25 protein-coding genes are annotated in these 23,261 nt (G+C 36.3%); all 25 read left to right on the top strand.

Features of this window, described 5'->3' with window-relative positions; genetic code table 11:
* The first annotated feature begins 58 nt into the window (after positions 1-58).
* Entirely contained in the window at positions 59-1,660 is a 1,602-nt protein-coding gene (gene fliF, locus ACQKMD_RS01915; protein ID WP_427748960.1) for a flagellar basal-body MS-ring/collar protein FliF, read from the top strand.
* A 14-nt stretch (positions 1,661-1,674) separates the two neighbouring features.
* On the top strand, positions 1,675-2,688 hold the full coding sequence (gene fliG, locus ACQKMD_RS01910) for a flagellar motor switch protein FliG (protein ID WP_038184093.1): 1,014 nt from the start codon (positions 1,675-1,677) through the stop codon (positions 2,686-2,688).
* A complete protein-coding gene (gene fliH / locus ACQKMD_RS01905; RefSeq protein WP_427749304.1) occupies positions 2,672-3,460 on the top strand; it encodes a flagellar assembly protein FliH in 789 nt (262 codons plus the stop codon). Before fliG ends, fliH begins: the two co-directional genes overlap by 17 nt.
* Positions 3,460-4,785, top strand: a complete 1,326-nt coding sequence (fliI, locus tag ACQKMD_RS01900) for a flagellar protein export ATPase FliI (protein ID WP_427749303.1) — start codon at positions 3,460-3,462, stop codon at positions 4,783-4,785. Before fliH ends, fliI begins: the two co-directional genes overlap by 1 nt.
* Positions 4,786-5,235 carry a flagellar export protein FliJ gene (gene fliJ / locus ACQKMD_RS01895; RefSeq protein WP_427748958.1) on the top strand — a complete coding sequence of 150 codons (450 nt, stop codon included), beginning with the start codon at positions 4,786-4,788 and terminating at the stop codon, positions 5,233-5,235.
* Positions 5,192-5,833: a MotE family protein gene (locus ACQKMD_RS01890; protein WP_427748956.1), complete on the top strand. Its 642-nt coding sequence runs from the start codon at positions 5,192-5,194 to the stop codon at positions 5,831-5,833. The genes fliJ and ACQKMD_RS01890 overlap by 44 nt, the downstream gene beginning before the upstream one ends.
* Positions 5,834-5,863: 30 nt before the next feature.
* Complete coding sequence (locus ACQKMD_RS01885; protein ID WP_427748954.1) at positions 5,864-7,204, top strand: flagellar hook-length control protein FliK; 1,341 nt, start codon at positions 5,864-5,866, stop codon at positions 7,202-7,204.
* Between the two features lie 4 nt (positions 7,205-7,208).
* Positions 7,209-7,922, top strand: a complete 714-nt coding sequence (gene flgD / locus ACQKMD_RS01880) for a flagellar hook assembly protein FlgD (protein ID WP_427748952.1) — start codon at positions 7,209-7,211, stop codon at positions 7,920-7,922.
* Positions 7,923-7,936: 14 nt separating this feature from the next.
* Positions 7,937-8,323, top strand: coding sequence for a TIGR02530 family flagellar biosynthesis protein (locus tag ACQKMD_RS01875; RefSeq protein ID WP_427748950.1), 387 nt, complete (start codon positions 7,937-7,939; stop codon positions 8,321-8,323).
* Positions 8,324-8,404: 81 nt separating this feature from the next.
* Positions 8,405-9,199, top strand: coding sequence for a flagellar basal body rod protein FlgG (gene flgG, locus ACQKMD_RS01870; RefSeq protein WP_427748948.1), 795 nt, complete (start codon positions 8,405-8,407; stop codon positions 9,197-9,199).
* 71 nt (positions 9,200-9,270) lie between these two features.
* The gene (locus tag ACQKMD_RS01865; RefSeq protein ID WP_427748946.1) at positions 9,271-9,492 is read left to right on the top strand and encodes a flagellar FlbD family protein; all 222 of its coding nucleotides are present in this window, start codon (positions 9,271-9,273) and stop codon (positions 9,490-9,492) included.
* Positions 9,482-9,907: a flagellar basal body-associated protein FliL gene (gene fliL / locus ACQKMD_RS01860; protein WP_427748944.1), complete on the top strand. Its 426-nt coding sequence runs from the start codon at positions 9,482-9,484 to the stop codon at positions 9,905-9,907. Before ACQKMD_RS01865 ends, fliL begins: the two co-directional genes overlap by 11 nt.
* Positions 9,908-9,937: 30 nt before the next feature.
* Positions 9,938-10,936, top strand: a complete 999-nt coding sequence (fliM, locus tag ACQKMD_RS01855; protein WP_427748943.1) for a flagellar motor switch protein FliM — start codon at positions 9,938-9,940, stop codon at positions 10,934-10,936.
* Positions 10,929-12,110, top strand: coding sequence for a flagellar motor switch phosphatase FliY (gene fliY, locus ACQKMD_RS01850; protein ID WP_427749302.1), 1,182 nt, complete (start codon positions 10,929-10,931; stop codon positions 12,108-12,110). Before fliM ends, fliY begins: the two co-directional genes overlap by 8 nt.
* A gap of 22 nt (positions 12,111-12,132) precedes the next feature.
* Complete coding sequence (locus tag ACQKMD_RS01845) at positions 12,133-12,495, top strand: response regulator (protein ID WP_427748941.1); 363 nt, start codon at positions 12,133-12,135, stop codon at positions 12,493-12,495.
* Between the two features lie 5 nt (positions 12,496-12,500).
* Positions 12,501-13,178, top strand: coding sequence for a flagellar biosynthetic protein FliO (locus ACQKMD_RS01840; protein ID WP_427748940.1), 678 nt, complete (start codon positions 12,501-12,503; stop codon positions 13,176-13,178).
* Entirely contained in the window at positions 13,175-13,840 is a 666-nt protein-coding gene (fliP, locus tag ACQKMD_RS01835; protein ID WP_038184132.1) for a flagellar type III secretion system pore protein FliP, read from the top strand. Before ACQKMD_RS01840 ends, fliP begins: the two co-directional genes overlap by 4 nt.
* Before the next feature lie 13 nt (positions 13,841-13,853).
* Positions 13,854-14,123 (top strand): flagellar biosynthesis protein FliQ, encoded by a 270-nt coding sequence (gene fliQ, locus ACQKMD_RS01830; protein WP_427748938.1) that lies wholly within the window; start codon positions 13,854-13,856, stop codon positions 14,121-14,123.
* A gap of 4 nt (positions 14,124-14,127) precedes the next feature.
* A complete protein-coding gene (gene fliR / locus ACQKMD_RS01825; RefSeq protein ID WP_427748936.1) occupies positions 14,128-14,904 on the top strand; it encodes a flagellar biosynthetic protein FliR in 777 nt (258 codons plus the stop codon).
* 1 nt (position 14,905) lies between these two features.
* Entirely contained in the window at positions 14,906-15,991 is a 1,086-nt protein-coding gene (gene flhB / locus ACQKMD_RS01820; protein ID WP_427748935.1) for a flagellar biosynthesis protein FlhB, read from the top strand.
* A 23-nt stretch (positions 15,992-16,014) separates the two neighbouring features.
* Positions 16,015-18,048, top strand: a complete 2,034-nt coding sequence (gene flhA / locus ACQKMD_RS01815; protein ID WP_427748933.1) for a flagellar biosynthesis protein FlhA — start codon at positions 16,015-16,017, stop codon at positions 18,046-18,048.
* On the top strand, positions 18,045-19,163 hold the full coding sequence (gene flhF, locus ACQKMD_RS01810; protein ID WP_427748932.1) for a flagellar biosynthesis protein FlhF: 1,119 nt from the start codon (positions 18,045-18,047) through the stop codon (positions 19,161-19,163). The genes flhA and flhF overlap by 4 nt, the downstream gene beginning before the upstream one ends.
* On the top strand, positions 19,160-20,035 hold the full coding sequence (locus tag ACQKMD_RS01805; protein ID WP_427748930.1) for a MinD/ParA family protein: 876 nt from the start codon (positions 19,160-19,162) through the stop codon (positions 20,033-20,035). Before flhF ends, ACQKMD_RS01805 begins: the two co-directional genes overlap by 4 nt.
* 51 nt (positions 20,036-20,086) lie before the next feature.
* Positions 20,087-21,184, top strand: a complete 1,098-nt coding sequence (locus ACQKMD_RS01800) for a protein-glutamate methylesterase/protein-glutamine glutaminase (protein WP_427749300.1) — start codon at positions 20,087-20,089, stop codon at positions 21,182-21,184.
* Between the two features lie 13 nt (positions 21,185-21,197).
* Positions 21,198-23,261 carry a chemotaxis protein CheW gene (locus tag ACQKMD_RS01795; protein WP_427748929.1) on the top strand — a complete coding sequence of 688 codons (2,064 nt, stop codon included), beginning with the start codon at positions 21,198-21,200 and terminating at the stop codon, positions 23,259-23,261.

Genomic DNA, 23,261 nt, shown 5'->3' with positions numbered 1-23,261 from the left:
AACGGTTAGTGCGGATTTAACCACGTATTAGAACATTCACTATAACCGGAGGCTTAAAATGAATGAAAGACTGACAAAAATCAAAACCGACTCCACAAGGTTTTGGGGAAGTCGTACAAAAGCACAAAAAGGTACTTTAATAGGTTCTCTTCTTGGAATCGTTATTTTGGCAGCGGTTATTACATACTTTGCAACTCGAGTGTCGTATGCGCCACTTTATTCAGACTTATCGACTGCTGAAGTAGGGAAAATTAAAGAAACCCTTGATGCTCAAGGGACGAAATATAAGATTGCACCAGGCGGAACATCTATCTTAGTTCCAGAAAATCAAGTAGATCCACTATTAGTACAACTTGCGTCAGAAGGTTTTCCGCAATCTGGCAAAATAGATTACTCATTTTTCTCTCAAAACGCTGGGTTTGGGATGACTGATAATGAATTTAGCGTTCTGAAGTTAGCTTCTACACAAACAGAACTAGCAAACTTGATTAAAGGCATTAAAGGTGTAAAAGACGCGAAAGTAATGATTACTTTACCTGAAGCAGGTGTATTCGTAAGTGATACACAGCAGCCGGCAAGTGCATCTATAGTCTTGAACACAGAACCAGGTTATCAATTTACTGAAGCACAAATTCAAACACTATATAATCTGGCATCTAAAAGTGTTCCGAACTTAACTCCAGAAAATATCGTAATCACAAATCAATACTTTGAATATTACGATTTAAAGTCCACTAATACTGCAGCAGCGGGAGCTAATGGAGCGGATGTCAACCAACAATTGACACTTAAAAAGCAAATTGAACGTGATTTGCAACGCCAAGTACAAACAATGTTAGGTACTTTAATGGGAGCAGATAAAGTTGCCGTTGTTGTTACAACTGATATTGATTTTACCCAAGAGCAACGTGAAGAAAATTTAGTTGAACCAGTGGATAAAGAGAATATGGCTGGTATCCAAATTAGTGCACAGCGTATTAGTGAAACATTTACAGGTACTGGAGCAGCGGCCTCTGGTACACCAGAAGCTGAAAATGAAACTGATAATTTTACAAACTATCAATCTGGATCATCAGGTGATGGAGATTTCGAGAAAACAGAAGAGACGATTAATAACGAAGTGAATCGTATTAAACGTCAAATCGTAGAAAGTCCTTACAGAATTCGTGATTTAGGTATTCAAGTAATGGTAGAACCACCGACTGCTGATGACGCAACAACTTTACCAACGAATGTACAAAAAGATATTCAAAGTATGCTTGCATCTATCGTTCGTACTTCAATTGATAAAAACGAAGCAGGACAATTAACAGATACTCAAATCGATCAAAAAATTAACGTTACCGTTCAACAATTGAATGGTAAAGCCCAAATAGCTTCAACTGAAACAAGTAAAATTCCATGGTGGGTATATGTTATTGGCGGTATTTTAGTAGTTGCAATTATTTTACTAGCGTTCTTTATCTTACGTTCTAGAAAACAAAAAGAGATAGAAGAAAATATAATTCTTGAGGATCAAGATGAAATAGTTGAAATAGAAGATATCTCTACAGAAAAAGAAACAGAATCAACCGTACGACGTAAACAGCTTGAAAAGATGGCTAAAGACAAGCCAGATGATTTCGCGAAATTACTGCGTACTTGGATAACTGAAGATTAATGGGGGGAAAAGCTGTGTCAAGGAAAGAAAAAGGTTTATCTGGTAAACAAAAAGCAGCACTCCTGTTAATATCACTTGGACCAGAAGTGTCCGCTGCGGTATATAAACACTTAAGCGAAGAAGAAATAGAGCGTTTAACGTTAGAAATTTCAGGAGTTAAAAAAGTTGAACCAGAAATAAAAGAAGAAATTATCGAAGAGTTCCATAATATTGCACTCGCACAAGACTACATTTCTCAAGGTGGTATTGGCTATGCGAAAACAGTATTAGAAAAAGCTCTTGGATCGGATCAGGCTCAAACAATTATTAATCGATTAACATCTTCTCTACAAGTAAGACCTTTCGATTTTGCGAGACGCACAGATCCTGCTCAAATTTTCAACTTTATTCAAAATGAACATCCGCAAACAATTGCTCTAATACTTTCATACTTAGAGCCACAGCAAGCAGGTATTATACTTTCATCTTTACCTCAAGAGGTACAAGCTGATATAGCGAAGCGTATTGCAATGATGGATTCAACATCACCAGAAGTCATTAGTGAAATTGAATCAGTATTAGAACGCAAATTATCATCAACTGTAACCCAAGATTACACTGAAACTGGTGGCGTTGACGCAGTTGTAGAAGTCCTTAATGGTGTTGATAGACAAACTGAAAAAACAATTCTGGACGCACTCGAAATCCAGGATCCAGAACTTGCAGAAGAAATCAAAAAACGTATGTTTGTCTTTGAAGATATCGTTACACTGGATAACCGCTCAATTCAACGCGTTATACGTGATTGTGAAAACGAAGATTTACTCCTTGCAATGAAGATTTCAAGCGAAGAAGTAAAAGAAATCATTTTCAAAAATATGTCCCAACGTATGGCTGAGACATTTAGAGAAGAGATGGAAGTGATGGGACCAGTTCGTCTAAGAGATGTTGAAGATGCACAAATGAGAATCGTTGCAGTAACACGACGCTTAGAGGATGCAGGTGAAATCATTATCGCTCGCGGTGGAGGAGATGACGTCATTGTCTAGAATCATTCGATTCGATGATACTCTATCATCCAAAGAGAAAATTAGAACGATTAAAATACGCGAGCTAAGATTGTCCGATAACCAAGAAGAAGTTGTTGAAGACTATTCCTTAGAAGAAGTTTTAGCTGAAAGAGAACGTATTATCACTGAAGCACAATCTGAGATAGCTATTCAACAACAACAATTTATCGCTCAATGCGAAGAACAACAGAAGGCTCTTAATTTTGCGGAAGAGCAATGGGAACAAGATAAGCTCGTTCTTCAACAACAAGCATATGATGAAGGATTTCAACAAGGCTTAGAAGAAGGACGACTAAAAGCTGAAGACAATATGTTAGAAGCAGTTCATACGGCTAATGAAACTATTATCAGTTCAAAAGAAAATGCTCAACAATATTTAGAAAGTCAAGAAAGAGTCATTTTAGAACTGGCAATGAATGCAGCGACTCGTATTTTAGGAACAGCGTTAGAAGAGAATAGTGAACTATTTTTGAATGTGGTCCGCCGAGGTTTAAAAGAAGCCAGGGAGATGAAAGAGATTAAGTTGTATGTGTCACTTGCCTATCACAAACTTGTCTCAAACCATCGCGAAGAATTAGCCTCCATTTTCCCAGTGGATGTACCATTTATGATTTTCGTGAATGAAGAATTAAATGATACTGACGGCTATATCGAAACGAATCATGGGAGAATTGTCGTGAGTATAGATGAACAACTTAATGAATTACGATTAAAACTAATAGAAATATTAGAAAGCGTGGATCAGAAATGATGAAAGCGTCGAATTTAATTGAGCATATTCCATCAGTACAAACATTTAAAAAGTATGGTCGTATAACGCGTGTAGTCGGGTTGATGATTGAGTCTCAGGGTCCTGAAAGCTCTGTTGGCGATGTTTGTAAAATTCATGTGCAATCTTCAAAAAATGGACATTCAGAGATTTTGGCAGAAGTCGTCGGTTTTAAAGATGAAATAGTTGTTCTCATGCCATTTACATCAATTAGAGAAATTTCAATAGGTTGCTTAGTTGAAGGAACTGGATCTCCATTAGAAGTAAAAGTAGGGCCTGAACTAATTGGTAAAGTATTGGACTCAATGGGAATGCCAATTGATGGCCATAACTTACCAAAGGGTCTTGCTACTGTACAAACAGAGGAAAATCCACCAAACCCTTTAACTAGGCCACCGATAAATGAAACACTTGAAGTGGGTGTAAAAGCAATTGATGGCATGTTAACGGTTGGAAATGGCCAGCGTGTCGGTATATTCGCCGGTTCAGGAGTCGGTAAAAGTACACTCCTAGGAATGATTGCTAGAAATACAGAAGCTGATTTAAATGTTATCGCGCTTATTGGAGAACGTGGTCGTGAAGTACGTGAATTCATCGAACGAGATCTTGGCCCCGAAGGCTTGAAGCGCTCAATCGTTGTCGCAGCTACATCTGATCAACCTGCTCTGATGCGTATTAAAGGGGCATTTACAGCTACAGCCATTGCAGAGTACTTCAGAAATAGAGGACTAAATGTCATGCTTATGATGGATTCTGTTACTCGTGTAGCTATGGCACAACGAGAAATTGGGTTGGCAGTTGGTGAACCACCAGCAACGAGAGGTTATACACCTTCTGTATTCTCTATTTTGCCAAAGTTATTAGAACGAACGGGTACAAATGAACATGGTTCTATAACAGCGTTTTATACGGTTTTAGTAGACGGCGATGATATGAATGAACCAATCGCAGATACTGTTCGAGGTATTTTAGATGGACATATCGTGCTAGATCGTACACTTGCAAATAAAGGACAATATCCAGCTATTAACGTTCTAAAAAGTGTCAGTCGTTTGATGAATCATATCGTCTCCAAAGAACAGGTACAAGCTGCAGAACGGCTACGAGAACTTTACTATACTTATAACAAATCAGAAGACTTGATAAATATAGGTGCCTATAAGCGAGGAACTTCCAAAGAAATTGACGAAGCTATCCATTTTGAGCCACTAATTACAGCATTTTTGAAACAAGGCTATTTAGATAATGTTAGTATGCAGCAAAGTGTGAATGAATTAGTCAGATTATCAAATGGTGGTGGGCTATAAATGAGCGCATATACATATCGCTTTGAAAAAGTAATGACAGTAAGAGAGCAAGAAAAAAATGAAACAGAAATTGCTTATAAAGAATCTGTCAGAGTTTTTGAAGAAGTAGCAAGCAAACTTTATAATTTGCTAAAGAAAAAAGAAGATCTTATTGGTTTTCAACAACAACGAATGTCTACTGGTTCTAGTATCGATGAAATTCATCATTATTCAAGGTTTATTGATAGCCTTGAAAAAACAATTATGGATGCCCAGCAAAAGGTTATTCAAACTCGCTCTAAAATGGAGTGGCATGAACAGAAGCTGCTTGAAAAGTCATTGGAATTTCGAAAGTATGAAAAGATGAAAGAAAAAGACTTTGAAACTTTTAAAGAAGAACAAGAGAGACTTGAAGCAATTCGACTAGATGAATTATCATCAGTCGCATATTACAACAAAGAAATCAGGTGAGGGCATGGCGAAAAAAAATTTGGAGCGTACAAAAGCTCCGGAAATAAAAGCACCTAGTACGCTTCAAAGGCTATTTTATTGGGTGATTATACCATTACTATTTACAACCGCCGTTCTCCTGATCATTGCGCATTTATACAACGTAAATGTTTTTGAAAAAGCAAAAGAATGGACTAGTGGTACGGCCCAAAGTTCTAACGAGAAAGCGTTAAATGAAAAAGATACAAAAGAAAATGCTAAACAAATGGTAGACCTTAAAGCCCAAATTAAAGAAAAAGAAGCCCAAATTGCTCAATTACAAGGCCAAATAGAAGATTCCAAAAACGAAAAATCTAAGCTTGTTATTGAACAAGATCGACTAATAGCTGAAATTGATAAGCTAGAAAAGGGCAAGGTAGAAACAAAAAAAGAGTTTAGTAGTGTAGTTTCGACATTTGAAAAAATGACACCAAAAGCAGCAGCTCCGGTTATCATCAATATGAGTGATTCTGAAGCAATTAAAATCCTAGCTAGCTTAAAGCCTGAAACATTGGCGAAAGTTTTAGAGAAGATGCCAGCAAAGGATGCTGCCCGATACACTGTCTTGTTAGCAAAATAAAATTTCGTTTAGTTGGAAGGAGGTGAAATAATGAATATAGATTCGATACAAATAGAATCACCTAAAGCAAGTAGTCAATTAAATAATTCAAATGCTAGCTCGTCTGATACTAGATTTTCGGAATATTTGTTGTCTTCTAATAAAAATGTACCGCCAGCTTCATCTACAACAGATGCTAAGCAAAATAATGTGGATAAGTTGAATAGTCAGACCATTGAGTGTTCGACATTTAACTCAAATCGATTATCTATTGATTTATCAAGAGGTTTAGAAGGTTTGCTTGGACAAGTACTAAATAGTAAGAATGTTGAAAATCATGAACAAGCAATTACTATAGAAGACATGTCAAACATACTTAGTGTAACTTCTCTAACAGATTTAAATAAGTTACTAAAGAGCTCAATAGATGAAACTAGCTTAAGTTCTGAAGGAATTTCTCTAGAAAAGTTAGGTGAATTGTTAGGCGTAAATGTTGAAGATTTACAAACAACTATTCAGAAGTTAACAGGTGATGATACACAGGCAAAAGATGTTTGGGATTTACTTGCAGGTATTGATCAAAATGCCTTTGCATTTATGCAGAATTTGATGTCTTCTATTAGTGGAGATAAAGGTGCTACAGTCTCTCAAACCCATGCTTCAGATGTTCTTAAATTTTTGAAATTAGTTGAACTTGCAGCACCTAAAACGGATTTAGTATTAAATCAAGAATTACAAGTATTTCAAGTGAAAGAATGGACGTCTGCGATTTCTACAAAAGTAGAACAGCTTTTAACTCAAGCAAATAGCAGTCAACTTCCTCTCACGAAATCGAAAGATTTGCAACCATTAATGATTAATTTAACCGATGCTAGTACCAATACCAATGAAAGCGTCACAACAACTCTAGCAGAAACAAAAGGTACAGCTAACACAACTGTGACATTAACATTACCAACTAACAAAGCATCTCAAGCTGAAACTTTTGTAAAAGAGTTCCAAGCGATTATGAATCGTAGTCAAACTTCAAATGCACCAGGATTGACTAAACTATTAATCAAACTCTACCCAGAAAATTTAGGTACAATTCGTGTGGAATTAGTACAAAAAGATGGTGTTATGACAGCTAGATTGCTTGCTTCAACAGCTCTTGGTAAAGAGATGTTGGATAGCCAATTAAATTCATTAAAACAAGGTTTAGTCAACCAGAATATACAACTTGACCGCATTGATGTTACACAAGCTTTAAGTGATGCAAATCGTCAAGAAAAAGGGCAGCATCAATTCAACCAATCATTTAAGCAACAAGCACAAGATCAAGAAGATAAGAACAATGATAATCAGGAAGATGTACCCGCGTTTAGCGATTATTTAACGGAGATGGAGGTGTGAGTTTATGGCAGATACAACGAAAATTCCAGAAGGAAAGGGTATAACAGATGTTTATGGTGTTGATAATAAACCCTCTAAACAAAGGCAAACAGGTAATTCAACATTAGGTAAAGATGCATTCTTACACTTGCTAATCACACAATTACAAAATCAAGATCCAACAAACCCAATGGATGATAAAGATTTTATTGCACAAATGGCTCAATTCTCATCTCTTGAACAAATGACGAATATGACAAAAGCACTAGAGAATTTAACGCAATTACAACAACAATCGCAGTTGATTGAATTTAATTCATTCATCGGCAAAGATGTGAAATGGCATGAATTAACAGATGAAAAAGGTGAAGATGGTAAACCGATTATTAATGAAGGAACTGGTACTGTAGTTCGAGTTAAATACGATGGTGAGGGAGTTATCTTTGTATTAGCAGACGGAAAAGAATTAACACCTTCGAATATTTCAGAGGTTATCAATGGTGGTGCTACTGGTAGTGTTGGAGGATCGCTTGTAGAAGCGAGTATGTTAATAGGGAAAAATATTACGTACAAAGTGACTGAGGATAAAGATGATAATGAAGAATCTGAAGAAAAACCGAAAGAAATTACTATTGAAGCGACTGTCCAATCAGTTTCTAAAAAAGATGGACAAATCAAATATATCCTTAGTAACGGTGATGAAGTAACAGCTGATCAAATATTGTCTATATCTCAATAAGCTGAGGTGTTTTGATGGATAAAATAAGATTTCAGCAACATATACAACCGCTTCAACCAACATTAAGGCAACAACCGGTTAAAAGACCGAGTATTTCTACAAGTAAACAATCTTTTAGTCAAGAGTTAGAAAAAGCAACTAATCATCAGTTAAAAATAAGTAAACACGCATCAGCTCGTCTTAACGAACGCAATATTCATATTGATGAAAAACAATGGCAACGAATTACAGACAAAGTATTCGAAGCACGTTCAAAAGGCGTTATTGATTCACTTGTTTTAACTGATCAGGCTGCGCTCATAGTCAGTGCGAAAAACGCTACGGTTATTACAGCGATGGATCGTGATGAAGCACAAGATCAAATATTCACCAATATCGACGGCACAATTGTGCTGACATAAGGCAGGACCTTTAAAGGGTGCCTTAGTACTGCCAAATGACAGAAGCAGTACACTCTAAAATCGAAGGGAGAAAATTAAGTTATGCTACGTTCAATGTATTCAGGCATCAGTGGTCTTAAAAATTTCCAAACAAAATTAGATGTTATCGGTAATAATATCGCCAACGTAAATACTTATGGTTTCAAAAAAGGTCGTGTTGTGTTCAAGGATATGATGTCACAAACAGCTGCAGGAGCTTCAGGGCCAACAGGTACAACTGGTGGTACAAACCCAAAACAAATTGGATTAGGGTCTCAAATAGCAGCAATTGATACGATGCATGAAGGCGGGTCACTGCAAAATACTTACAGAGTTCTAGATTTAGCGATTTCTGGTGATGGGTTCTTTGTTGTTATGGATAAAAATGGGACGAATCAGAAATATACACGTGCAGGGAATTTCTATATGGATAAAAATGGTGATTTAGTTAATGCAGACGGTAAGTATTTAAAAGGAACTGGTGGAATAATAAATATACCTACAACTGCTCAAAGTATGTCTATCGGTAAAGATGGGACTGTAGATTATGTTGATGAAAATGGTGTATCGCAAAAAGCAGGTCAATTAGAATTAGCTAAGTTCCCAAATCCTGGTGGGTTGTCTAAGGAAGGTTCTAACTATTATAATGAAACACCAAACTCAGGGAAAGCGACAACAGGAACTGCTGGACAAAAGGGTATTGGTGAAATCGCATCAGGATCTCTTGAAATGTCTAACGTCGATCTATCAGAAGAATTTACTGATATGATCGTAGCACAACGTGGTTTCCAGGCGAATACGCGTATTATCACAACATCTGATGAAATTTTACAAGAGCTTGTTAACTTAAAACGATAAGTTTTAGCTAAAATAACTTTCATTAAAAGGAGGGGGCTGGGTCGGCTCTCTAGACTCGGCCCTTATTTCCTATGATTACAGTAACCAAATTAAATGGTAAACCATTCTCATTAAACGCTTTATACATAGAATCGGTCGAGGAGTTTCCTGATACGACGATTACGTTAACGACCGGACGAAAGTATGTTGTATTAGAGACTGAGAAAGAAGTGGGTAAACGTATGATTGCTTTTTATCACAGTGTACAACTCCTATCAAACCCGCACTTAAGAGGTGAAGAAGATGAAGAATAACAAGCTTTTAACCATTATGTTAATTATTTTAGTTTCGATTACACTGATTGGTGTGATTGCTTTGGTGACCGTCAATCAGTTGAACAAAGGAAGCGCCAAAGAACCAAGTATCGATGAAATCATCGAAGCTTCTGTAGATGTTCCTGAATTGACAACAAACCTTGCTGGAACAAATTTTGTTAAAATGTCATTGAAAATCCAAACTGATAGCAAAAAAGCAGGTAAAGAAATCGGTAAACGTGATTTCCAAGTGAAAAGTATTGTGATTGAAGAAATGTCAGAAATGACAAAAGAGGCTTTAGAAGGTAAAAAAGGAAAGAAAATGCTTGAAAAAACATTAAAAACAAGATTTAATGAACTGATGCAAGATGGTAAGGTACAAGAAGTTTACATTACTTCCTACATCATTCAGTAAAGTTAATTATTTTGAAAAGGAGGTGGGAAAATGGCAGGAGATGTGTTATCCCAGTCCGAGATTGATGCGCTTTTATCAGCGTTATCAACGGGTGAGATGACGGCTGATGATATTATGAAAGATGAAGAAGCTAGAAAAGTTAAAGTTTATGACTTTAAACGCGCCCTTCGTTTTTCAAAAGATCAAATCCGAAGTTTAACCCGAATACATGAAAACTTTGCACGTCTTTTAACAACATTTTTCTCAGCTCAGCTTAGAACATATGTGCAAATAACTGTAGCATCTGTGGATCAGATTCCATTTGAAGAGTTCATTCGTTCAATTCCGAATATGACACTCATAAATGTATTTGAAGTACCACCTTTAGACGGTAACATCCTGATGGAGATTAACCCTAATATTGCGTATTCTATGTTAGATCGTTTAATGGGTGGTTCAGGTGCAAGTCATAGTAACGTCGATAACTTAACTGAAATCGAAACGAAAATTATGACAAATTTATTTGAACGCTCATTCGATAACTTACGTGAAGCATGGGCAAATATCGCTGATATTGATCCAGCGTTATCGGAGCTTGAAGTAAATCCGCAGTTCTTACAAATGATTTCACCCAATGAAACGGTTGTTGTTATTTCATTCAATTCAATCATTGGTGAAACAAGTGGCATGATTAATATTTGTATCCCTCATGTCGTATTAGAGCCAATCGTACCGAATCTATCTGTTCGTTACTGGATGCAATCTAATAAAAAAGAAGTTTCGCCAGAACAAACTGCGATTCTTGAAAATAGTGTAAAACAATCTAATTTACCAGTAATAACAGAGCTTGGTAATGCGGAAATAACAATTGAAGACTTCCTTCTATTATTACAAGGTGATGTTATTCAACTGGATCAAAAAATTAGCCAACCACTTACACTAAAAGTTGGCGATGTACCTAAATTTACTGTTCAACCAGGGAAACTGAAGAAACGAATGGCTGTTCAAGTTATAGAGTCTTTGAAAGGAGGAGACGAAGTTGATGAGTGATGAAATGTTATCACAAGATGAAATTGAAGCCCTATTAAGAGGCGAATCTCCCGAACTAGAAAACAAAAAGTCTTCTCAAATTGAATATAAAGTAGAAGAATATTTAGATGCATTATCTCAAGATGCTCTAGGAGAAATCGGTAATATTTCTTTTGGTAGTTCTGCAACTGCGTTATCATCGTTGCTAGGCCAAAAAGTTGATATTACAACACCAACAATCAGCATGATTAATCGTGATAATTTGGAGGAAGAGTTTCCTCACCCATATGTAGCGGTTCAAGTAGAATATACTACAGGCCTTGTGGGTATGAACTTATTAGTCATTAAACAATCTGATGCAGCAATTATTGCTGATTTAATGTTAGGTGGGGATGGTGTTAGCCCTGCAGATGAACTTGGTGAGATCCATTTAAGTGCTGTACAGGAAGCTATGAACCAAATGATGGGTTCTGCTGCAACATCTATGTCTACGATCTTTAATAAAAAAGTTGACATTTCTCCGCCATCAATCGATTTGATGAATATTTCCAAAGATGAAGGTAAAGATAATATTCCTGAAGAAGATTTACTTGTTAAAGTTTCGTTCCGTTTAAAAATTGGTACTTTAATAGATTCAGATATTATGCAATTACTACCACTAGGATTTAGTAAGAAATTAGTCAATCAATTAATGAATCAAGATACTGATGAAGTTGCTTCAACTATGGTGGCACCAGCACCTGTACAACAAGCAGCACCAGTTCAAGCACCGCCGATACAACAAGAACCAGTAGCGCAACCTGCTCCGGTTCAAGAACAAATGTATCAACAATCTTATGCTATGCCTGAAAGACCAATGTATACACAACAGCCAGCAAATGTACAACAAGCACAATTTGCTAGCTTTGAAAATGCATCATTGAAACAAGCGGAAGCTAGAAATTTAAATATGCTACTTGACATACCACTGCAAGTTACTGTTGAATTAGGACGTACGAAGCGTTCCGTAAAAGAGATATTAGAACTAGCAAGTGGCTCTATTATTGAACTTGATAAACTTGCTGGTGAACCGGTTGATATACTAGTAAACAGCCGTCTCATTGCTAAAGGAGAAGTAGTTGTAATAGACGAAAACTTCGGTGTTCGTATTACAGATATTTTGAGTAAAGCGGATCGCTTAAACAATCTAAGATAGATAGTTATTGGAGGAGTTAAACATGTCTAAAAGGATTTTAATTGTGGATGACGCAGCTTTCATGCGCATGATGATCAAGGATATTTTGACAAAAAATGGTTTTGAAGTAGTGGGGGAAGCTGGAGATGGCGCTCAAGCTATTGAAAAGTTCAACGAATTAAAACCAGATTTAGTAACAATGGATATTACTATGCCTGAGATGGATGGAATTGCCGCATTAAAATCTATAAAAGAAAAAGATCCAAGTGCGATTGTTATTATGTGCTCAGCAATGGGACAACAAGCAATGGTAATCGATGCAATTCAAGCGGGTGCAAAAGACTTTATCGTTAAACCTTTCCAAGCTGATCGCGTTATCGAAGCAATCCAAAAAGCGTTAGGTTGATCAGAATGTTTTATAAAGCCTTATTGAAACTGATGTTGTGTGCATCATTAATTACCATTACATTTATCACCCCTATGTTAAACCCGACATCAGCTTTTGCTGATTCGGATGACAAGGTTGCTAAATGTTTAAAAGGCCCAGATGCATGTAAAGAGGATTCAACTACAGCTGTCGATAAAAACACACAATCGACAGCTGTCGGCTTGTCTCCATGGGATTATATTAAAATGATTTTAGCTCTTATTTTTGTTGTTGTGCTGCTATACGGAATGTTAAAATTCGTCAATAGTCGCAATCAAAAATATCAACATAATCAATTGATGCAAAATTTAGGAGGACTATCTTTAGGCCAACAGAAGTCTGTGCAGCTCTTAAAAGTAGGAGATTCGCTCTATCTGGTTGGTGTTGGTGAAGATGTACATATTCTTAAGGAAATCTCAAGTGATGTCGAAAAAGAGAGTCTAATGACCTTATACAACGATAAACAGGATCTAGCTAATCAAGTTCCATTTATCGCAGATCTTATTACTAGTTTAAAAGAAAAAGTACGACCTTCATCGAATGTAAATGCTAAGCCAAACGATGAATTTAAAGATATATTTCAAGAAAAAATCTCAAAAATAAAATCTGAACGTAGTAAAGATTTGAATGAGTGGAAGCAAAAGGAGAGCGATAAAGAATGAGTGATTTAGTTAATTATTTCTCAGACAGTAATCCATCCAATGTTTCTACCTCTGTAAAACTGATGTTAATGCTAACAGTCCTATCATTAGCGCCAAGTATTCTAATACTAATGACATCTTTTACAAGGATTGTTATAGTCCTATCGTTCGTACGTACAGCTCTAGCTACACAACAAATGCCTCCAAACCAAGTTATCGTTGGATTGGCACTTTTTTTAACATTCTTTATCATGGCACCAACATTCCAAGAGGTGAATAAAGAAGCATTACAGCCTCTTTTTGATGAAAAAATCACTTTGGATGAAGCTTACGACAAAGCTAGTGGACCATTTAAAGATTTTATGAGTCAGCATACAAGACAGAAGGATTTAGATTTGTTTTTAAAATATTCTGGTGCAGAACGTCCTGAAACGATTCAGGATATTTCATTAACTACTTTAGTACCTGCCTTTGCGTTAAGTGAGATTAAAACTGCTTTTCAGATAGGCTTCATGATTTTCATACCATTCCTCGTAATAGATATGATTGTCGCAAGTGTATTAATGTCTATGGGAATGATGATGTTACCACCAGTAATGATTTCTCTCCCTTTTAAAATCCTATTATTTGTTCTTGTAGATGGCTGGTATCTTGTAATGAAATCATTGCTGCAAAGCTTTTAGGGGATGAATCAATATGACAGGTGAAATGGTCATTTCAGTTGCAGAACGTGCCATAAAAGTTGTCCTACTAACTTCAGGGCCTTTATTACTAATTGCTTTGATTACTGGTTTAGCAGTCAGTATTTTCCAAGCAACAACACAAATTCAAGAGCAAACGCTTGCCTTTGTGCCGAAAATCATCGCTGTTTTAGTCGGTATTGTGTTTTTTGGGCCTTGGATGCTTACGCAAGTGACTTCGTATGCAACAGATATATTTGAAAATTTACTGCGATATGTAGGGTGAGTGAATGGAAGAACTAGTTCCTAAAGTAACGGTGTTCCTTCTCATTCTTGTGCGAATCTCAGCATTTTTTATAACGGTACCTTTGTTTTCTTATAAAACAATTCCGCCGAAAATGCGACTTACATTAGCGGCAGTACTTGCATGGATGATGTACTACACAATTGACGTTACTCCCTTGGAAGTAAACGGGGAATACATATTATTAGTTATGAAAGAAGCAATGGTTGGTTTAATAATCGGCTTAATCGCTTATATGATTATGTCAGCTATCCAAATAGCTGGAAGTTTTATAGACTTTCAGATGGGTTTTGCTATTGCGAATATAATAGATCCACAGACGGGGGCACAAAGTCCACTTTTAGGTCAATTCTTTAATACGCTAGCAATGCTTGTGTTACTTGGTATAAATGGGCATCATTTACTGTTAGATGGTATTTATTACAGTTATGAATATCTGCCGATTGGAGAAATGTGGCCATCCTTTGGCTCGGAAAACTCCACTGAATTTATCATTAAGATGTTTGCTACAGTATTTGGTATCGCTTTTCAAATGGCAATTCCAATTGTTGCAACTCTATTTTTAGTCGATATTGCGTTAGGGATAACAGCTAGAACCGTTCCTCAACTGAATATTTTTGTGGTTGGTTTCCCAATTAAAATCGGTGTGAGTTTTCTTGTACTTATAACAATGATGGGTGTAATGGTCTCAGTTATTCAAAAATTATTTAATATTATGATTGTTAGTATGCGTGACTTTATGGTTCTAATAGGTGGTGGATAAGATGCAATATATTCGTCTTGATTTACAATTTTTTGCGGGAGAAAAAACTGAAAAAGCAACACCGAAGAAAAGATTAGATGCCCGTAAAAAAGGTCAAGTTTTAAAAAGTCAGGATGTCACTAGTGCAATTGTCCTCCTATCAGTTTTTTTGTTTTTATTATTTGGCGCCGGATTTATGCGAGATAGCGTTATGGCATTTTTTAAACAAACATTTAGTCGATACTTGTTAGTTGAATCCATTTCGATTAGCTCGGTAATGGAAGTTTATAAAGAAGTTATGATTGAGATGGCAATTGTTTTATTACCGATTATGGTAATTGCGGTAATCGCTAGTCTCTCGGGAAACTTCTTTCAATTTGGATTGCTTTTTACAACGGAGTCATTAAAATTTGATTTAAAGAAGCTTGATCCCATTAAAGGGTTAAAGCGGATGTTCTCATTAAAAGCTATTATTGAACTACTAAAATCGGTTTTAAAAATAACCTTTATCGGATCGGTTACAACAGTTATTCTTCTCATGAACATAGATGATGTACTAAGTTTGTCTTTTAAATCACCATGGGTAACATTAATAACTGTTGGAAAATTAACAGTGATAATGGGGATTGCAGCTTCATTAACATTATTTTGTGTGGCAATCTTAGATTATTTCTATCAGAAGTTTGATTATGAAAAAAACTTAAAAATGTCCAAACAGGATATTAAAGATGAGTATAAAAATACAGAGGGTGACCCCCTCATAAAATCAAAAATTAAGCAACGTCAACGTGAAATGGCAATGCGCCGTATGATGTCAGAAGTGCCGAAAGCAGATGTTGTGATTACAAATCCAACCCACTATGCAATCGCACTACAGTATGATGAGGATAGTATGGATGCACCAAAAGTTGTTGCTAAAGGTACCGATTTTATCGCACAAAAGATTAAATTAATTGCTAAAGAAAATGATGTTGTGATGGTAGAAAATCGGCCATTGGCTAGAGCAATGTATGATCAAGTGGAAGTTGGGGGTCGCATCCCAGATGAGTTTTTCAAAGCGGTTGCAGAAGTTTTAGCTTATGTATACCGTATAAAACGCAAAATTTAAAGTTTTAAGCAGGAGGGACAAACATGAAAATTCGCGACATAGGGGTATTATCGGCAGTTATTTTAATTGTAGCGATGCTCATTATCCCTCTACCTCCGTGGATGTTAAGCTTTCTCATTATTGTTAATATATCGCTAGCATTATTGGTTTTATTAACAGCTATGAACATGCAAGAGGCACTTCAATTTTCAATTTTCCCATCATTACTTTTATTACTTACACTGTTTCGCTTAGGATTAAACGTTTCGACTACGCGAGCAATTTTAAGTGGTGGTGAAGCTGGGAATGTAGTTGAAACATTTGGGACCTTCGTTGTAGGTGGCAATATTCTTGTCGGTATAGTCGTATTCGTAATTTTAATTATTATTCAGTTTATTGTTATTACGAAAGGGTCTGAGCGTGTTTCTGAAGTTGCAGCTCGTTTTACATTAGATGCGATGCCTGGTAAGCAAATGGCGATTGATGCCGATTTAAATGCAGGTTTAATTTCTGAAACAGACGCTCGTCAAAGACGTGAAAAAGTAGGTAATGAAGCAGACTTCTACGGAGCTATGGACGGTGCCACAAAATTTGTGAAAGGGGACGCTATTGCAGGTATTATTATCGTCATCATTAACCTATTAGTAGGTATGATTATCGGTGTTGTGCAAATGGATTTAGAATTCTCTGAAGCAATACATTTGTTCTCTACTTTAACAGTAGGTGACGGTTTAGTATCACAAATTCCAGCTCTATTAATTTCTACTGCAACAGGTATCGTAGTAACGCGTGCAGCTTCTGATGGTAATTTAAGCGCAGATATTACTGGTCAATTACTTGCTAATCCGAAGTTGTTGTATATCGCGTCAGCTACAATTTTTCTGTTAGGAATTGTAACGCCAATCGAGTTAATCTTTACAGTTCCAGTGGCAGGGGTACTGGCATTCATTGCCTACCGTATTAGTCATCAAAAACAAGAAGAGATTGAAGAATTACAAGAAATTGAAGAAGAAGTGGCAACTGATAATCTGAAAAGTCCAGAAAATGTCATTAATTTATTAAATGTTGATCCAATTGAATTTGAATTTGGATATGGCTTAATACCATTAGTCGATACAGCACAAGGTGGGGACTTATTGGATCGGGTTGTAATGATTCGACGACAACTTGCTCTTGAGTTAGGGATAGTCATACCAGTTGTTCGTATTCGCGACAATATTCAATTACAACCGAATGAATATCGTATCAAAATAAAAGGAAACGAACTTGCGAATGGTGAACTGCTATTAGATCACTACTTGGCTATGAGTCCTGGAGATGATGATTCGATTGAAGGGATCGATACAGTAGAGCCATCATTTAGTTTACCTGCAAAATGGATTACGGAGCAAGTAAAAGAGGAAGCTGAAATGCTTGGTTATACAGTAGTGGATCCTCCGAGTGTCGTATCAACACATTTAACTGAAATTATTCGTGCAAATGCTTCTGACCTACTTGGTCGTCAAGAAACAAAACAATTAATCGATCATTTAAGAGAATCAGCACCAATTTTAGTAGAAGAATTAACACCAACACCATTATCAATTGGTGAGATTCAAAAAGTATTGGCGAAATTATTGGAAGAAAATGTTTCGGTTCGTAATTTACCAATCATTTTCGAGACATTAGCAGATTATGCGAAGTTAACATCGGATGTGGATGTGCTGACTGAGTACGTTCGCCAAGCTCTTGCTCGTCAAATATCTGCTCAGCATGCAGGCAATCAGCCGGAGTTAAAAGTATTAACTGTTGCTGCTAAAGTGGAAAAAATGATAGCAGACAGTATCCAACAAACGGATCACGGAAACTATTTGGCGATGGATCCACAAGATTCTCAAGCGATACTAGAATCGATTGCGAGAGAAATAGAACGTATTGCATTCTTTGAACAATCACCTGTGATTTTATGCTCACCTGCTGTTCGAATGTACCTACGACAATTGACAGAGAGATATTTCCCTCAAATTCCAATTCTTTCGTATAATGAACTGGAAGCATCAATTGAGATTCAAAGTGTTGGGGTGGTGAATGTTGAATGAAAATGAAAAAATATGTAGCACCGTCAATGCCAGCCGCAATGAAAAAAGTTCGTGCTGATTTTGGTGATGATGCAGTCATAGTCAATTCAAAAGTAGTGTATTCAAAAGGATTTTTAGGGTTATTTAAAAAGAAAAGTATTGAAGTGGTAGCAGGGCTAGATCGCGCAGAAGTAAGAGAATCTGCGCCTTTTCTAGCCCCAGTTCAGCCTGTGATTGAAAATAGTATTCATTCAGAACAAAATTCTGAAGAAATCAAAAAAGAAATAGCTGATTTGAAATTACTTATGCAATCAATGCAACGACACTCTGTAGGGGCCAAGTATCCAGATGAACTCTTACCTCTGATTGAACAACTAGAGAAACAGGAGCTAAATCAAGAGCTTGTCACACGTATTGGTGATGAGCTTTTTGCAATTATAAAAAATAGCAAAGGAGATTTATCGCAAGAGGAGCTTCTCAACCTAGCGAAAGAATCTCTAAAAGCTAGTATTGAGCAGCTTTCTTTCGGTGGTATTTCTTATGAAAAAAAATATATAAACGTTTTAGGACCAACTGGAGTTGGTAAAACCACGACAATTGCTAAAATGGCAGCTAGAGCGGTACTCGAAAAGAAACAAAAAATAGGTTTCATTACTACTGATACGTATAGAATTGCTGCGATCGAACAATTGAAAACATATGCGAATTTACTTCAAGCACCTGTAGAGATTGTTTACAACAAACAAGACTATGAGCAAGCACTGGAAAAATTTGATCATCTAGATTTAATCTTTATTGATACAGCTGGGCGAAACTATAAAGAAGTGAAGTACGTTGAAGATTTACAAGAATTAATAGACTTTGAAAAAGATATGGAAAGCTTTTTAGTCCTATCAATGACATCAAAAGAGCGTGATATGGAAACAATTATTCAACAATTTTTGGCATTTCCTATTACTAAATTGATATTTACAAAGCTTGATGAAACAAATTCTATTGGCTCAATGATTAATTTAATGGTTAAATATAATAAAGGACTTGCTTACTATACTACTGGTCAAGAAGTACCAGAAGATATTGAGGAGGCCTCATTTGAAAGTGTAGTTGAATTGTTCTTTCAAGGAGATAGGAAATGAGAGATCAAGCAGAATCTTTAAGGATGTATATGTTGCGTAGTCAAGGATTAATAGGGAAATCTATTGCAGTTGTAAGTGGAAAAGGTGGCGTTGGGAAAAGTAATTTTACAACGAATTTTTCTAATACTTTAGCCTCCCATGGAAAAAAAGTTGTTATTGTTGATATGGATATCGGAATGGGGAATATTCATATTCTTTTAGGTGAAAGCGCTCGGAAAAGTTTAAATGACTATTTACACGGAGATTGTTCATTACAAGATGTCATTTTTGAGGGGCCAAATGGTTTGCAGTATATTTCCGGTGGCACGGGGATGATTGGACTTATGGAATGGTCTGAAAAAATGTTTAATCGGTTGATTGAAGCATTTGAAATGTTGCAAAAGTCATTTGATTACATAGTATTCGATATGGGAGCAGGAGCAACTAATTGGTCTTTAGATTTGTTAGTGTCAGTTGAAGATATTATAGTTATTTCCACAACTGAGCCGACATCCATAACAGATGCGTATTCCATGATGAAGTATATTCATTATAAAGACCCGGAAAAAAAGTTTTACCTTCTGTGTAATCGTACTATGGATCAAGAAGAAGGTCCTGATGCTCTTAGACGATTAAGCCATGCTATGTCAAGATTTTTGTCAAAAGAAGTCACTATATTAGGGTCTTTACCCGAGGACCCACTTGTAAGACAAGCTGTGCGCAAACAAGTTCCCTTTTCAATTTTATTTCCAAATGCTCCAATTACAAAAACGTTACGAGATATAACTTATCGTTATATGGAAGATTGCATTGAAGAAGCACATGTACCGGCTAGGACGAATAACTTTTTGTCTAAATTGAAAAGTATTTTTTCGAAAGGTCGTGATGATTAGTTGAACATTTCTCAAACAAAAAAGTTACTCATCGTTGATGACTCTGCTTTTATGAGGAAGCTCATTTCAGATTTTTTTACGGATAGTAGTAAAGTACAAGTTATAGGCACTGCTCGTAACGGTAATGATGCAATACGCAAGATTAAAAACCTTAAGCCTGATGTTGTGACTTTGGATGTTGAAATGCCAGAAATGAATGGTTTAGAAGCTCTTAAAAAAATCATGGCAGAATCACCGGTACCTGTAGTTATGCTATCAAGTACGACAGAACGGGGTGCTGAATCGACATTAGAAGCAATGGCGAATGGGGCGGTTGATTTTATTGCTAAACCAAGTGGTACAATTTCGCTAGATTTACATAAAATCAAGAAAGACCTTGTATATAAAGTTGAGCATGCTGCTAATGTACAAGTTTCAAAACTTCGTCAACCAGTTGCCAAACCAAGTAAAACTAAAATAACTGGAGAATTGAGTAATTCTGGTCTTTTATCACGAAGGATGCCGAGAGTGCAGCAACAGGAAAGCATGGCTGAAACAGCTGCAACTCAAGTCAAAAAAGAATGGTCAGCACATTCTAAGAAAATGGTACTTATCGGTACTTCAACTGGAGGACCAAGAGCTTTACAAGAAGTCATAACTAAAATACCAGCAACCACCAAAGCACCAATCCTAATTGTACAACATATGCCTGCAGGTTTTACAAAGTCACTATCAAATCGTTTAGATCAACTGTCTGGTATTACTGTGAAAGAAGCTGAAAATGGTGATGTTTTGCAAAATGGAGTTGCTTACATAGCTCCAGGTGGCTATCATATGAAGCTTCGTAAAATAGGTATGTCTTATGGCATTGTATTAGATGATCAAGAGCCACCTCGTGGGGGGCATAGACCATCTGTCGACGTGCTATTTGAAGATATATGTCAATTCAGTGAGGTTGATAAAGTGGCTGTTATTATGACGGGAATGGGCGCTGATGGAACAAAAGGTTTAATTCAATTAAAGAATACTGGAAAAGTAATTGCTATAACTGAATCTGCTAATACATGCATTGTTTATGGCATGCCTAAAGCAGCTTTTGAAACAGGTTTAGTTGATGAAGTAGCGGATGTAGATGATATTGCAGAAACAGTAATGAAATATTTGCCTTAAAGGGGGCCATTCTATGGATACAAATCAATATTTAGAAGTGTTTATTGACGAAAGTAAAGAGCATCTTCAGTCTTGTAGTGAAAGTCTACTAGAATTAGAGAGAAACCCAGAAGATTTAGCAATTGTGAATGATATTTTCCGTAATGCGCATACATTAAAAGGTATGTCAGCGACAATGGGCTTCGAAGATTTAGCTGATTTAACTCATAAAATGGAAAATGTTTTAGATGCAATTCGTAATGAAAAGATTAAAGTAACTCCTGAAATTTTGGATGTTGTCTTTGAATCAGTAGACCATCTTGAAGAAATGGTTAACGATATTGCTAGTGGCGGAGATGGAAAAAAGGATGTAAGTGCAACTGTTGAATCTCTTAAGAAAATAGAATTGGGTGAATCACTTACTAATTCTACGTCAAATAACGAAGTGGCAGCAACGACAATTGTTGAATCCACAGTGTTACTTGAATACGATGATTTTGAATTAACAGTCATTCAACAATCACAAGAACAAGGCTTTATCACATATGAAATTTCAGTTCATCTACGTGAAGATTGTTTATTAAAAGCAGCACGCGTATATATGGTGTTTGAATTACTTGAAAAAATGGGTGATGTTATCAAGTCTTCCCCTTCTGTTGAAAAGCTTGAAGAAGAGCAATTTGATAATGACTTCTATATAGCCCTTATTTCAAAAGAGCCAGCTGAAGATATAGAGAAGAAGTTGTTGAAAGTATCTGAAGTAGATCGCGTTATTGTACAACCATTCGATTTCCAAGCCTTAAATCAAGCGATGGTTGGAGCAATAGAACCTCCACAAGTTGAACAATTCATTGTCGAACAACCACAGCAACAGGTAGTGAAGAAAGAATCAGATGATGCTCCTGCTGCCAAAAAGACTCCAGCCAAAAATAGCGGTGGTCACGCAACTAGTAAAACAATTCGTGTAAATATTGAACGACTTGATATTTTAATGAATCTGTTTGAGGAGTTAGTCATTGATCGCGGGCGTTTACAATCAATCGCGTCAGAGTTAAATCATAGCGAACTAAATGAAACTGTTGAAAGAATGTCCCGTATTTCTGGAGATCTACAAAATATTATTTTAACAATGCGTATGGTACCAGTGGAAACTGTATTTAATCGTTTCCCTAAAATGGTGCGCCAGTTAACGCGTGAATTAAATAAAAAAGTAAATCTAGAAATTGTCGGAGCTGAAACAGAACTAGATCGTACAGTTATTGATGAAATCGGTGATCCTCTTGTTCACTTAATTAGAAATGGCTTAGATCATGGTGTTGAAAGTCCTGAAGTACGTCGTGCAAAAGGTAAACCCGAAGAAGGTACAATAGTCCTTCGCGCATATCATAGTGGCAATCATGTATTCATCGAATTAGAAGATGACGGTGCGGGTATTAACCGTGAAAAAGTATTGTCTAAAGCAATTTCTAAAGGTGTCGTAACACCTGAAATTGCAGCAGCAATGACAGACAATCAAGTTAATGAATTAATCTTATCATCTGGGTTCTCAACAGCAGACGTTATTTCAGACGTATCAGGTCGTGGTGTAGGCCTAGATGTTGTTAAATCAACAATTGAATCTTTAGGTGGGAATATTACAATCGAATCGACTGAGGGTAAAGGTTCATTATTCTCGATTCAATTACCTTTAACATTATCTATTATTTCCGTAATGCTTGTGGAAATTGAAAAAGAAATCTATGCAATTCCTTTATCATCAATTATCGAAACATCAATTATTCGCTCTTCTGATATTATGAATGCGCATAATCAAAAAGTAATTGATTTCCGCGGTAAAGTTGTACCTTTAGTATTTTTAGAGGAAATCTTTGAAGTACCACGCAATGAAGCAATGGATGAAGAATTCCATTCGGTGGTTATCGTCCGTAAAGGTGAGAAAATGGCTGGATTAGTTGTTGATTCATTTATTGGTCAACAAGAAATTGTACTGAAAGCTCTAGGGAATTATTTAACAAATGTCTTTGCTATTTCTGGTGCAACAATTCTCGGTAACGGAAAAGTGGCTTTGATTGTAGATTGTAACGCGCTTATTAAATAA

Origin of the sequence: Viridibacillus sp. NPDC096237 (assembly GCF_050278625.1) — a bacterium.
GTDB lineage: Bacteria > Bacillota > Bacilli > Bacillales_A > Planococcaceae > Viridibacillus.
This window is presented reverse-complemented; position numbering and strand designations above follow the sequence as displayed.

Excerpts from the sequence above, each read along its gene's own strand:
- fliF (WP_427748960.1), top strand. The coding sequence starts at position 59 with ATGAATGAAAGACTGACAAAAATCAAAACCGACTCCACAAGGTTTTGG.
- fliH (WP_427749304.1), top strand. The coding sequence starts at position 2,672 with ATGACGTCATTGTCTAGAATCATTCGATTCGATGATACTCTATCATCC.
- fliI (WP_427749303.1), top strand. The coding sequence starts at position 3,460 with ATGAAAGCGTCGAATTTAATTGAGCATATTCCATCAGTACAAACATTT.
- fliJ (WP_427748958.1), top strand. The coding sequence starts at position 4,786 with ATGAGCGCATATACATATCGCTTTGAAAAAGTAATGACAGTAAGAGAG.
- ACQKMD_RS01890 (WP_427748956.1), top strand. The coding sequence starts at position 5,192 with ATGAATTATCATCAGTCGCATATTACAACAAAGAAATCAGGTGAGGGC.
- ACQKMD_RS01885 (WP_427748954.1), top strand. The coding sequence starts at position 5,864 with ATGAATATAGATTCGATACAAATAGAATCACCTAAAGCAAGTAGTCAA.
- flgD (WP_427748952.1), top strand. The coding sequence starts at position 7,209 with ATGGCAGATACAACGAAAATTCCAGAAGGAAAGGGTATAACAGATGTT.
- ACQKMD_RS01875 (WP_427748950.1), top strand. The coding sequence starts at position 7,937 with ATGGATAAAATAAGATTTCAGCAACATATACAACCGCTTCAACCAACA.
- flgG (WP_427748948.1), top strand. The coding sequence starts at position 8,405 with ATGCTACGTTCAATGTATTCAGGCATCAGTGGTCTTAAAAATTTCCAA.
- ACQKMD_RS01865 (WP_427748946.1), top strand. The coding sequence starts at position 9,271 with ATGATTACAGTAACCAAATTAAATGGTAAACCATTCTCATTAAACGCT.
- fliL (WP_427748944.1), top strand. The coding sequence starts at position 9,482 with ATGAAGAATAACAAGCTTTTAACCATTATGTTAATTATTTTAGTTTCG.
- fliM (WP_427748943.1), top strand. The coding sequence starts at position 9,938 with ATGGCAGGAGATGTGTTATCCCAGTCCGAGATTGATGCGCTTTTATCA.
- fliY (WP_427749302.1), top strand. The coding sequence starts at position 10,929 with ATGAGTGATGAAATGTTATCACAAGATGAAATTGAAGCCCTATTAAGA.
- ACQKMD_RS01845 (WP_427748941.1), top strand. The coding sequence starts at position 12,133 with ATGTCTAAAAGGATTTTAATTGTGGATGACGCAGCTTTCATGCGCATG.
- ACQKMD_RS01840 (WP_427748940.1), top strand. The coding sequence starts at position 12,501 with ATGTTTTATAAAGCCTTATTGAAACTGATGTTGTGTGCATCATTAATT.
- fliP (WP_038184132.1), top strand. The coding sequence starts at position 13,175 with ATGAGTGATTTAGTTAATTATTTCTCAGACAGTAATCCATCCAATGTT.
- fliQ (WP_427748938.1), top strand. The coding sequence starts at position 13,854 with ATGACAGGTGAAATGGTCATTTCAGTTGCAGAACGTGCCATAAAAGTT.
- fliR (WP_427748936.1), top strand. The coding sequence starts at position 14,128 with ATGGAAGAACTAGTTCCTAAAGTAACGGTGTTCCTTCTCATTCTTGTG.
- flhB (WP_427748935.1), top strand. The coding sequence starts at position 14,906 with ATGCAATATATTCGTCTTGATTTACAATTTTTTGCGGGAGAAAAAACT.
- flhA (WP_427748933.1), top strand. The coding sequence starts at position 16,015 with ATGAAAATTCGCGACATAGGGGTATTATCGGCAGTTATTTTAATTGTA.
- flhF (WP_427748932.1), top strand. The coding sequence starts at position 18,045 with ATGAAAATGAAAAAATATGTAGCACCGTCAATGCCAGCCGCAATGAAA.
- ACQKMD_RS01805 (WP_427748930.1), top strand. The coding sequence starts at position 19,160 with ATGAGAGATCAAGCAGAATCTTTAAGGATGTATATGTTGCGTAGTCAA.
- ACQKMD_RS01800 (WP_427749300.1), top strand. The coding sequence starts at position 20,087 with ATGAGGAAGCTCATTTCAGATTTTTTTACGGATAGTAGTAAAGTACAA.
- ACQKMD_RS01795 (WP_427748929.1), top strand. The coding sequence starts at position 21,198 with ATGGATACAAATCAATATTTAGAAGTGTTTATTGACGAAAGTAAAGAG.